The organism is Paraflavitalea devenefica, assembly GCF_011759375.1.
GTDB lineage: Bacteria > Bacteroidota > Bacteroidia > Chitinophagales > Chitinophagaceae > Paraflavitalea > Paraflavitalea devenefica.
Genome location: NZ_JAARML010000001.1, coordinates 1416020 through 1428218 on the forward strand (window position 1 = coordinate 1416020; position 12199 = coordinate 1428218).

Genomic DNA, 12199 nt, shown 5'->3' on the forward strand with positions numbered 1-12199 from the left:
TCTTCTTTTTATTGGTGACCTTGGCGGCAACCTTTATTTTTGCGGCTCAAAATCATCAAATGAAGAATACTCCTTTCACGCAAAAACACATCGCGCTGGGCGCTAAAATGGCGGAGTTTGCCGGCTACAATATGCCGATCTCCTACAGCGGTATCAATGACGAACATGCTGCCGTGCGCACCAATGCCGGCATCTTTGATGTAAGCCATATGGGTGAGTTTATCCTGAAAGGAGAACATGCGCTGGACCTTATTCAGCGGGTAACTTCCAATGATGCTTCCAAACTTACAGCCGGTAAAGCGCAGTACAGTTGCCTGCCTAATAACAAGGCTGGTATTGTAGATGACCTGCTGGTATATTGCATAGAAGAGAACAAAGTATACATGCTGGTAGTGAATGCTTCCAATATTGAAAAAGACTGGAACTGGATCAGCCGGCACAACACCAGGAATGTTGAAATGCACAACGTAAGCGATAAAACCTGCCTGCTGGCCATACAGGGGCCCAATGCCACTAAAATGCTGCAGCCGCTTACTGATATGGATATTCTGAACCTGAAATATTACACCTTCACCAAGGGCAAATTTGCAGGCGTAGACAATGTGCTGGTGAGCGCTACCGGTTATACCGGCGCCGGTGGGGTAGAGATCTACTTTGAAGACAAAGACGGGGCTGCTGATAAAATATGGGAGGCCATCTTTGCGGCCGGCGGTTCCCAGGGCCTGAAACCCATTGGCCTGGGCGCCCGCGATACCCTGCGCCTCGAAATGGGCTTCTGCTTATATGGCAACGATATTGATGATACCACTTCTCCGCTGGAAGCGGGCCTGGGATGGATCACCAAATTCACCAAAGATTTCACCGCAAAAGACAAGCTGGAACAGCAAAAGAAAGCCGGTGTGGGCCGCAAGCTGGTTGGCTTTGAAATGATAGACAAAGGTATTCCCCGCCACGACTATGAGATCATGGATGCCGGTGGTAAGCCCATTGGGAAAGTAACCTCCGGCACACAGGCCCCCAGCCTGGGCAAGGCCGTAGGCATGGGTTATGTGGAAAGCGCCTTTGCACAACTGGATAGCATCATCTACATCAAAGTGCGGGATAAGCTGTTACAGGCCAAAGTGGTGAAATTTCCGTTTGTATAGTGGTTTTCTTGGCTTGTTTCTTGCTATTTACATAGCTCCTCAGAAACCGACAGGCCATGCCCACTATCCACCTTACCACCTTTATAGCCGCCCCTGTTGAAAGGGTATTCAATCTTAGCCGCAGTATTGAGTTGCACAAAAAGGCCATGACACATACCGGCGAGCAGGCCGTAGCGGGCACTACCATGGGATTGATCGGGCTGCATGAAACAGTGACCTGGAAAGCAAAGCACCTGTATAAAATACGGATCATGAAGGTAAAAGTGACTGCCATGGAGCAGCCTTTTTCCTTTACCGATGAAATGGTGGAAGGCGCTTTCAAAAGCATGAAACATGAGCATCACTTCAAGCCTATTGAAAATGGTACGCTGGCCATTGATATCTTTTCCTTTGAAACCCCTTATGGTGCCATCGGAAAAATGATCAACACCTTTTACCTGCGCAAGTACATGGAACAATTGCTGGAATTGCGCAACAAGGTGATCCGGGAATATGCAGAAAGCGACAAGTGGAAATTCATATTGCAATAGCCCCGCTTATTTTTGCAAATAATTAACGGCAGCCGACCCTTGCATACTGAACTCCCGGTTTCATATTTTGTTTTTTTAGCTGGTATCTGCTCCTTAACATTGCAGCAGATTTCCTAAAATAGTTTTCCCTGGCATGACGATGACGAACAACAAACCTACGCTGTACACCTCCTTATCCCCCGCCTTGTTGCACTTGTATGATCTCAATAACGCTGTAGTGGTGATCATTGATGTATTAAGAGCCACTTCCACCATTGCTACAGCTTTGTATAACGGTGCCAAATGCGTGATACCGGTAGATAGCGTGGCCAGGTGTATTGAACTGGGCAGAAGGATTGATTCCATTACGGCTGGCGAGCGTGACGGACAGATCGCTGAAGGCCTGGAATATGGCAACTCACCTTTTGAATACCCGGAATCATTCATCCGTGCAAAGACGCTGGTGCTGACCACTACCAATGGCACGAAATTATTACACATGGCATTGGAGCGGGGAGCGGGGCAGATTGTGACGGGTTCCTTCCCCAACTTGTCTGCGGTATGTGATTACATCATGGATCAGCAGTTGCCGGTAATATTGGGATGTGCAGCGTGGAAAGACCGTGTAAACATTGAAGATACGCTCTTTGCCGGTGCAGTCATCAACCGGGTAAAAGACCATTTTTCCATCAATTGTGACTCTTCACAGATGGCCGAAACTATGTATATAAAGGCTAAGAAAGACCTTTATGGCTTCATGCGGGACAAAAACGCTTCCCATTATCACCGCCTTACCGGGTTTGGGCTGGAAAAGGATATACGCTATTGTTTAACAGAAGATATAGCGAATATTTTGCCCTTTTATGAAGACGGGAAGCTGGTAGTGCATACCCGCTAAAAAGGGGCTGTTTTTTACCACTTATTACAGGAAAGCCTTACCCGGCGGGCCAAAAATTTTTGCTTTTTGTAAATTTGATGTATTATTGTGCCGGAATAGGACTGATAAGTCATACCCGATTCTCTGCTAACTCATCAGTTTTTGTGCATTCCAACTCAATATAAACTCAATTCAAAGATTTTTTTTCAACACACACAAAGATTGGTCTTCTGATCAAGTGTTAAACTCTCAAGTTTTGTTATGTATGATATTCTCCAACTGAACGACATGCTCGTTCCCGAACTGCTTGATATAGCGGAGCAGTTAAAAATTCCTAACTCCAAGAAGCTCGACAAGCAGGGTCTCATCTACAAAATCCTCGACAAACAAGCCGTCCTGGCCAGTGATGAAAAAGGTGCATCAACTGAAGATAAAGGCAAGCGCAAACGCATTATAAAAACCACTACCGCCAATGCTACAGAAGAAGCAGATGTGATGAGTACAGGCGAAGAGAAGAATAAAAAAGAAGTTAAAAAAGAAGCGCCGAAGAAAAAAGCCGCTGAGAAGGTAGTAGTAGCTAAAAAAGCCGCCCGCAAAAAAACCGACGACGATCAACAGGTGCTGGACCTGCCCCCGGTCATACAAGAGGAAGAAGATGATGAGGATGATGATGAAAGGTCAATGCAGCCGGCCCAACAGCAATCCGGCAATGTAATGACCCAGGAAGATGAAGGTGGCCCCGAAGATCAGCCATCCAATGGCAATGGCGGCGGTCAGGACCAGCAACACAAGGCATACCCCCGTCATCGTGAAACAGCCTTCAACATTGAGTTTGACGGTGTTATCCTCGCAGAAGGCGTATTGGAAATGATGCCCGACGGTTATGGTTTCCTGCGCTCTTCCGATTACAACTACCTTTCTTCTCCCGACGATATTTATGTGTCACCTTCACAGATAAAACTGTTTGGTTTAAAAACCGGTGATACCGTATATGGCGCTGTACGTCCTCCCAAGGAAGGCGAAAAATACTTTGCCTTATTGAAAGTGGAAACCATCAATGGTAAAGCGCCGGAAGATGTGCGTGACAGGGTTCCTTTTGATTACCTCACGCCTTTATTCCCATATGAGAAGCTGAACATCTTCACAGCACCCAATGCTTACAGCACCCGTATCATGGACCTGTTCACACCCATTGGTAAAGGACAGCGTGGATTGATCGTGGCGCAACCTAAAACAGGTAAAACAGTATTGCTGAAGGAAGTGGCCAACGCCATCGCCGCCAACCACCCGGAATGCTATCTCATGGTAGTCCTGGTAGATGAGCGCCCTGAGGAAGTTACTGATATGGAACGTAGTGTGAAAGCAGAAGTAATTGCTTCCACCTTCGATGAGCCTGCTGAAAAGCACGTAAAAGTATCTACCATCGCTTTGCAGAAAGCCAAGCGCCTGGTAGAGTGCGGTCACGATGTAGTGATCCTGCTCGATTCCATCACCCGTCTGGCCCGTGCCCACAATACGGTGGCGCCTGCTTCCGGTAAAGTACTTTCCGGTGGTGTGGAAGCCAATGCCATGCAGAAGCCCAAACAATTCTTTGGCGCTGCCCGTAAAATTGAAAATGGCGGTTCTCTGACCATCCTGGCTACGGCCCTTATTGATACCGGCTCTAAAATGGATGAAGTGATCTTTGAGGAATTTAAAGGTACCGGTAATATGGAATTGCAACTGGACCGTCGCCTGGCCAACAGGAGGATCTTCCCGGCTATTGACCTGGTAGCTTCTTCTACCCGCCGTGACGACCTGCTGCTGGAAAAAGAGGTGCTCCAGCGTATGAACCTGCTCCGTGTATATCTCACAGATATGAATACGGAAGAAGCCATGCATGAGCTGCTGCGCCGTATGCGTGGCACCAAGGACAACCAGGAATTCCTGGCCAGCATGAATGGATAATTGTAATGTCAGAGCTTCTCGAAGCCTTAAAATAATAGACCCCGCTGAGTGCGGGGTCTTTTTATTTCGGGTAATTCGTTCTGATTCGTGTTATTTAATCTCCACATTCTTTAACCGCTCTGTTCTCCAGTAACCCATGAGCGGGCCAGCTACCGTAGTATCCGGGATTTCGTAGAGATAATAGGTTTTGGTAGGTATATGGAAACGCCATAGTGTGGCTGTTTTAGCGCCTTTTTCATTTTCCTGTACACCCATCAGCACCAGGGTATTATTGTCCAGCCACGTAGCATCTTCTATGGAACCGCCCGGCCCCAGGAATACCAGGCGCGTTTTTGTTTTGTCGTCTACATCTACCAGGCTTACCTCGCAATCGGGCCCTATTTCATGGCCAATCAGGCGCCCCTTGCTATCTTTCGTGATATCAATATTATAACTGTCCAGGTCAATAAATAGGGAGCTGTCGGGTGAATATTTGAGAAAGGGGCCATAAGAAGCAAAATAATCTTTATCCGGCGTAAAAGCAGCTACCAGCATGGAGTCTTCCTGCCAGGAGCTTACCATCCTGAACTTGCTCCAGTCAAAACCCGCCGCCTTCTTTTTGGCATAACCGGAAAAGCCGGAAGTGCTGAACGATTGGATCGCTTCTGCAGATAACAGCGTGTCGAGCGTTTCCGTTACGGAATCTTCCCCCGGTGGCGTAACTGCCTGAGGTTCTTTTTTCGTCTTGTCCTTACAGGATACAACGATCAATGCAACAGCTATAAAGGTGTATAGGAAATACCTCATACGCATAGATTCTGTTCTTTCAAGGTACCAATTCTCCCGCAAAACCACATACTTATGCGATAGTTTATCGCTGTTGCAAATCCTTTCTTTGCCCACCAAAATGCTGCTAACGGTTATGGCTAAAATCAGGTACAGGAGAACCAGGAAACGACGGTTGTTAATTTTTTATGGCATTGCGCTCATTATAATGATCATGCTGGTGCTCATAACCACTTTTCTTTCTTAGAAAAAGACACATCCAGCCTTAGCTTTCACCTTTATCGTCTTTATCCCTTATCTACCAGGGCATCAATCTTTGAAGACAGCTTCCGGTCTTTATCGGTTACCACATCACCTGCGTCATGCGTGGAAAGCCAGATATCCACGCGGTTATAGACATTTGTCCATAATGGATGGTGGTTCATCTTTTCCGCTTCTATGGCCACCCGGGTCATAAAGGCAAATGCTTCGGAAAAATTCCGGAACTCAAACTTCCGGTAGAGCGAGTTATTTTCTTCCTGCCACATATAGCAAATGTTTAAGTTAAAATATCAGGTGCCCCTTGTTCTTGATCTTCTCATTCGTAAGTTCTGTTACCAGTTGTACAGCGCCAATACCTTTAATGGCCCCTATCAGGTCGTGCAGGAAATCATCGGCCACCAGGTCGCCTTTCAGGAGCCACAGGAAATCCAGGTGCCTGAATTCCGGCAGCAGGTACTCTCCGTCATTCTGGTTATTGTATAAATAATGTACCAGGGAGCTGTTGGGTTCACGGTACTCGAAAATGGAAAAGTAATAATGCCGTTGTTTTTTGAACAACTGGATCTCAATATCATTATTAATGCGGAAATCGAAGCGCAGCAACTGGTTAAGCTGCCAGCAGAACTGGTAATTCTTTACCGGCGCCACAATACCCATCAGGCGGGTATTGTCGAAAAAATCATCGGCCAGATCATCAAAGTCGAGCTTCAGTTTCATGGTGAGTTAGGTTATTAAAACTCCACCTCTGTTTCCAGGGTTTCTTCACCCCTTTTATACTTCACCCTTGCCTTGTCTCCCTTTTTAAACTTTGAAAGCGCCTGCATATAGCCTTCCATCGAAGTCGTGGAGAAATCACCCAGTTGTACAATAACGTCGCCGGTTTTAATACCCGCTTTCTTGGCTGGCCGGTTGTCGCTTACGCCATCCACCCGCACACCGCTGCCGCTGAAAGTATAATCCGGCATAATGCCCATCGTAACGCTGAAGCGGGTGGAAGTGCTGGTTTGTACTTCACGGGTTTTGGTGAAAGCCAGTTTCCCTTTGGGACCGGCTGCCTGTATAATTTCTTCAATCAGCTTAATGATCTGCCACTCGCCGGTATAATTGATCTTGTCAGCATCGTCGGAAGGGCGGTGGTAATCGTTGTGCAGTCCGGTGAAGAAGAACAACACCGGTAGATCTTTCCGGTAAAAAGAAGTATGGTCGCTGGGGCCGGTGCCGCTGCTGTCAAACTTCAGGGTCAAAGGTTGTTTTTTCGTGGTCAGTTTGCCAAGCGCTTCACCCCAGAAAGGAGAAGTGCCATAGCCGCCTACCGTTACTGTTTTACTGGAATCATTCAGCCGGCCCACCATATCCATATTGATCATATAACTTACCTGTTGCAGGTCAACAGTAGGATGTTCCGTAAAGTATTTGGAGCCATTCAGGCCCAGCTCTTCCCCCGAAAAGGCGATTAGTAAATAATTATTGCTTTTGTTTTTGGAAACCTTCAGCAGCTTGCCCAGCTCTATCAGGGCGGCCGTGCCGCTGGCATTGTCATCGGCGCCGTTGTGGATCAGCTTTTCACCGGTGCGCAGCATGGAGTTATTATCTTCTCCATAGCCCAGGTGGTCATAATGGGCGCCCAGCACCACCGTGGTGGTGGCCCCGTTGTCAATATATCCTGCTACATTGTGGCCGGTGCGTTTTTTATCGCCGATAGCCACCTTGATCTTAATATCATAGGTAGCCGATTCATCCTTCAGGTGCGTCTGCTTTACCTTATTGGCGATATAAATAACAGGAATACGAGCGGTTTCTGCACGGTCTTTCCCATCAAACTTTAAACCATCTGCAATAGCCGAACTGTTATAAATAATCAGGGCGTTGGCGCCTTTATCGGCCACCTTCGCTGCTTTTGTTCTGATGGCCTGCATCAGGTCAAAATGAGGGTTGTCTTTCTGCTCTTCCAGTATTTCTTTCAGGTCAAAGAACCAGGGCACACCCTGTTCGGGCAAAGCAATAGAAACGGCTTCCTCCAGGCTGGTGTTGGGACTGCCGGCCAGGGGGAAAAATTCGTCATTCAGCTTCAGCTCATGGTTATTGATAAAGAAAAAAGTATTGCTGTTAATTTGCTTGCCATCATTGATCTCAAAAGCCTGGAACCAGCTACTGTTGTCGCCTTTGGGTTGAAGGCCTGCCTGCTGGAATTGAGTGCTGATATATTCCCGGGCGAGTTTTTCCCCGTTTGTGCCTGCCCGGCGCCCTTCCAGTTTGTCATCTGCCAGAAAACTGATATGTGCCTGCAGGTTGGCAATGGCTGCTTTATCAGCTTTTTTTAACTTTTGAGCAAAAGAGTGGGTACTAAATAGCAAGAAGGCAAGAATCAAACGCAAGGTTCGGGTCTTCGTCATATATAGCTTTTTAATCGGGAGAATAGACGCTCACAAAGGTATAGCTGGCAAAGGCCATACCAATAAATGTTAGAGGTTTTTTATAAAGAAATTACCCTTTTCACAAATCTTGAAAGAGGCCTATTGCATTGATCCGCAGTCATAAACAGCCGCAAATGATTACCCGCCCATGAATAATCATGAATTTGGCATTAATAATTGCTTTTGTCCTTCATAAGCTCGTCTTTTTTCCTTTACTTTTGCAGATTGCCCTTTTGGGAACGGGCAGTTGACAATGAGCAGTGGCAGTTTGGCGCAAGCCACTGATAGTAAACCGCTACTGTAAACTGATAAACTGCCAACGGCGACAGGAGCAACTGTAAATAACAACGCAAAGCATGGCACTACCCCATCTCATAAAATATGTGTATACCAATGGCACAGATGAAGTAATCCGTCGCGGTAAAAAAATACATGCTATCGGGTATGTGGAATTGGTGGACTATGATGAGCTTACGGACTCTGTTGTTTTTCGGGTGAAAGACGATAGCTATTCCACCTACTACAAAGTCAATATCCAAAAGTTCAAAGATCCCCGCACCTTATCTGTCCGTTGCGCCTGCCCTTATAACCTGGGCGATATCTGTCGTCATGAGGCGGCCGCGCTCATCCAGTTGCAGGAAATGCTGGATAAGAACATGCTGAAAGCCGAGGCGGTGGATTATGACCAACGGCATACCGTGGTCAAAATGAAAGTCATTGACCTTAAAACGCTGCGCCTGCTTTGTTCTCCGGAAAGCTATACAACTGCCGAAAAACACCTGCGTACGCAAAGGGCTGATATTGAATATGCTAAAGACGAAGTGGTAAAGGCCACCGTCAATATCGAAGACAAGGACTGGAAAGTGGTCATCCGTAAAAATGAAGAGCGCAACTTCGATACCAGTTGTGAATATGAAGACCGCCAGCATCCACTCTGCCTGCCCAAGGTCATTGTATTCCTCCAATTGCTCAATGCCTATGGTCCCTTTTATTTTGATACCATCCGCAACTGGGACAAGGAAAAAAATAAACTGCTGGAAGCGTACGGCTACAGCCTGAGTGATAACCTGGAAGGGAAATTTGAATTTACCTATAAAGAGGGTAAACCCTTCCTGCGGGTACTGGATACCAGCATCAAGCGGATTACGCCACCGGCATCTGCCAAACCGGTTTCCAAACCGCTGCCTGTGGAGGCAGAAATGCCCGAGCAACAACGTCTTGAAGTCGGAGAAGCGGCAGTGAAAATAGAGGTACCTGCCCAGCGTCTCGGGATCGTGTTCAACTTTAACCAGCAGGGATACCCCGGCTTTTCTATTGATGCCGTAACCGGCGAATCCAATGAAGATATCTCGGCCTATGTGGGGAAAGTAGAAAAGGTCGACCTGTCGAAATTCATCAATGTAGACGTTTACAATGACAATGATAAACACCTGATCGCCCCGCTGCGGAAAATGCAGGAGGGGGAGATCACCAAATACCTCAACCGCAACTCTCCGTTCAGTGGCATTTGGGAAAACATCATTCACCATGAGGAAGATGACCTGCCCGAGGAAACCAAGGCCCTCATGGTGGAATACCTGCATCCAAAGCTCAAAAAACTGTTTTCAGATATTGCGGCCAGCCCCTTTGTATTCTATCTCAATGGTAAAAAGGTGTTCAAAACCGAGAACCTCCATACCGTTGGTGTGGTTACCGATCATATTACGCCCTATTTTAAAATAGCGGTCGGTAAAACCCAGTATGAAATAGAATGCTGGGTGAAGCTCAATGGCCAGCATGTGCCGGTTACAGAAAATGCGCTCAACAGCAGCCTGCTTTTCTTCTACCAGGACAATCTCTTCCTCTGGAATACCGCGGAAGAAGTGAACCTGGTTACCCGTTTTCATGGCAAGGGGAAACTCTCTGTTCCTAAAAACCAGTGGCCCGAGCAATTGCGCCAGTTTGTGCTGCCGCTGACCAAAGAATACCATGTTGAGTTTGATACATCGCTCATCAGTGAAATAAAAGAAGGCGATCCGGAAAAACGCATCATCCTGCAGGAAAAAGGCGATTACCTCGTATTCCAGCCCCTGTTCTCCTACAAGGGTTTTGAAACAAAGCCCGGTGGTAAGGATGAGCTCATCATTCCCGATGGCGATAAAGTGCTCATCGTGCACCGCGATAAGGAGAAGGAGCAGCAATTCATACAAAAGCTGGAAGCGCTGCATTCCAACTTCATCCGCCCGGAAGGTGGTCAGCAACTGGCGCTTAAAGGCAATGATGTGCTCAAGAACAACTGGTTCTTCCTTTTTGTAGATGCCATGAAGGAAATGAAAGTGCCGGTGTATGGATTTGAGGCGCTGAAGAACTTCCGTTTCAATACGGCCAAGCCGCAAACAAAGATCCACATCAGCAGCAATACCGACTGGTTCGATGCGCGGGTAGACATCCTGTTTGGCGAACAGAAAGTAACCGTGGCCGATGTAAAGAAAGCCCTGGCCAACCGCCAGCAGTTTGTACAACTCAATGATGGCACTCTCGGTATCCTGCCCGAGGAATGGATCAAGAAATACTCCTTGCTCTTCAGGGTAGGGGAAGGCAAGCAAAACCAGTTGCGCCTTTCCAAATACCATATGAGCGTTATTGATGAGCTGTATGACGGCCGCAGTGAAGAAGAACTGGTATTACGCCTCGAAGAGAAATACGATCAGCTAAAGAGCTTTAACAAGATCAAAGAAATACCGGTACCGGAGCACCTGGCGCATATCCTGCGCCCTTACCAGGAGCATGGCTTTCACTGGCTCAACTACCTGGCCGAGATCGGGTGGGGCGGTATCCTGGCCGATGACATGGGTTTGGGTAAAACCGTACAGGCTTTGTCTTACATGCATTACTACCGCAAGCACCACGGAAAACTGAAAGCCCTGGTAGTATGTCCTACCACCCTTATGTTCAACTGGGAAAATGAGATCAAGAAATTCACGCCGGAGCTTACCTGGTATATTCACCATGGTGGCGAGCGCACCCGTAATAAAGAGCAGTTTTCCCATGCAGAGGTCATGATCACGACTTACGGAACCCTACGCAGTGATATCAAACTGCTGGTGGATATTCCGTTCGACTATGTGATATTGGATGAATCGCAGGCCATTAAAAACCCTGCCAGCAAGGTTACCCGGGCAGCCTGCCTGCTCAATGCAAAGCACCGTATATGCCTCAGTGGTACTCCACTGCAGAATAATACCTTCGACATCTTTGCACAGATGAACTTTCTCAACCCGGGCATGCTGGGCAGCATAGAATTCTTCCGCCAGGAATTTGCTATACCCATTGATAAGTTCGGGGAAGCCGACCGCAAAGACCATTTGCGCAAGTTGCTCTATCCTTTCATCCTGCGCCGTACTAAAGAACAGGTGGCGAAGGACCTGCCCGATAAAACAGAGACCATCCTCTATTGTGAAATGGACGATGAGCAACGTAATATCTATGATGCTTACCGCAATGATTTCAGGGATAAGATACTTGGCACTATCGAGCAGCAGGGCATTCAACGTTCACAGCTCACCATCTTACAGGGGCTTATGAAACTGCGCCAGATCTGCGATTCGCCGGCCATCCTCAATGAAACAGAAAAGTTCCCCAACCATTCCATCAAGCTGGAAGAGCTGGGACGTGAGATCACAGAGAACATCAGCGACCACAAAGCGCTCGTATTTTCTCAGTTCCTCGGTATGCTGGCATTGATTAGGGAAAAACTGAAGGAGCTGGAGGTGGACTATGAATACTTTGATGGCAGCACTTCTGCTATTGACCGGGAAAAAGCCATCCAGCGTTTTCAGAATGATAAGAACTGCCGGGTATTCCTGATCTCGCTTAAAGCCGGTGGTGTGGGCTTGAACCTTACCGCGGCCGATTATGTGTACATCGTTGACCCCTGGTGGAACCCCGCTGTGGAACAACAGGCCATTGACCGTACACACCGGATTGGTCAAACGAAAAACATCTTTGCCTACCGCATGATCTGTAAGGATACTATTGAAGATAAGATCCTGCAGTTACAGGACAGGAAGCGGTTGCTGGCCAAAGACCTCATTACAGATGATGAAGGCTTCGTGAAGAGCCTTACCAGGGAAGATGTGGAATACCTGTTCAGCTAATCCTGATATAGGTTATATTTTCAATATAAAGTTAACCAGAGGTGACGCTTTTCCTTTACGACGTACAGGAAAGGTGTCACCTCTTTTTTCATTCAAAATATCAATTTTGGACAGGTACCGGCTAATTTATGCCAGCTTATCTACA

General features: G+C 47.3%; 9 protein-coding genes. 5 read left to right on the forward strand and 4 right to left on the reverse strand.

The features are described from left to right. Window positions 1–59 precede the first annotated feature (59 nt). The 4 genes from gcvT to rho all read left to right on the forward strand — a co-directional run bounded on the left by gcvT (window position 60) and on the right by rho (window position 4478). Window positions 60–1145, forward strand: coding sequence for a glycine cleavage system aminomethyltransferase GcvT (gcvT, locus tag HB364_RS05770; protein ID WP_167286916.1), 1086 nt, complete (start codon window positions 60–62; stop codon window positions 1143–1145). 56 nt (window positions 1146–1201) lie between these two features. Continuing rightward, window positions 1202–1675, forward strand: a complete 474-nt coding sequence (locus HB364_RS05775) for an SRPBCC family protein (RefSeq protein ID WP_167286917.1) — start codon at window positions 1202–1204, stop codon at window positions 1673–1675. A gap of 133 nt (window positions 1676–1808) precedes the next feature. Further along, on the forward strand, window positions 1809–2552 hold the full coding sequence (locus HB364_RS05780; protein WP_246228335.1) for a 2-phosphosulfolactate phosphatase: 744 nt from the start codon (window positions 1809–1811) through the stop codon (window positions 2550–2552). Window positions 2553–2792: 240 nt separating this feature from the next. Beyond that, window positions 2793–4478, forward strand: coding sequence for a transcription termination factor Rho (gene rho, locus HB364_RS05785; RefSeq protein ID WP_167286918.1), 1686 nt, complete (start codon window positions 2793–2795; stop codon window positions 4476–4478). Window positions 4479–4568: 90 nt separating this feature from the next. Here the strand turns inward: rho and HB364_RS05790 are convergent, their stop codons facing one another. The 4 genes from HB364_RS05790 to HB364_RS05805 form a co-directional block, all read right to left on the reverse strand. Beyond that, window positions 4569–5264: a hypothetical protein gene (locus HB364_RS05790; protein ID WP_167286919.1), complete on the reverse strand. Its 696-nt coding sequence runs from the start codon at window positions 5262–5264 to the stop codon at window positions 4569–4571. A gap of 266 nt (window positions 5265–5530) precedes the next feature. Continuing rightward, a complete protein-coding gene (locus HB364_RS05795) occupies window positions 5531–5770 on the reverse strand; it encodes a 4a-hydroxytetrahydrobiopterin dehydratase (RefSeq protein ID WP_167286920.1) in 240 nt (79 codons plus the stop codon). A 16-nt stretch (window positions 5771–5786) separates the two neighbouring features. Beyond that, entirely contained in the window at window positions 5787–6221 is a 435-nt protein-coding gene (locus tag HB364_RS05800; RefSeq protein WP_167286921.1) for an IPExxxVDY family protein, read from the reverse strand. A 14-nt stretch (window positions 6222–6235) separates the two neighbouring features. Next, window positions 6236–7897 (reverse strand): M20/M25/M40 family metallo-hydrolase, encoded by a 1662-nt coding sequence (locus HB364_RS05805; protein ID WP_167286922.1) that lies wholly within the window; start codon window positions 7895–7897, stop codon window positions 6236–6238. A gap of 377 nt (window positions 7898–8274) precedes the next feature. On the opposite strand from HB364_RS05805, the gene HB364_RS05810 reads away from it, so the two are divergent. Next, on the forward strand, window positions 8275–12054 hold the full coding sequence (locus tag HB364_RS05810) for a DEAD/DEAH box helicase (protein ID WP_167286923.1): 3780 nt from the start codon (window positions 8275–8277) through the stop codon (window positions 12052–12054). The last annotated feature ends 145 nt before the right edge of the window (window positions 12055–12199 follow it).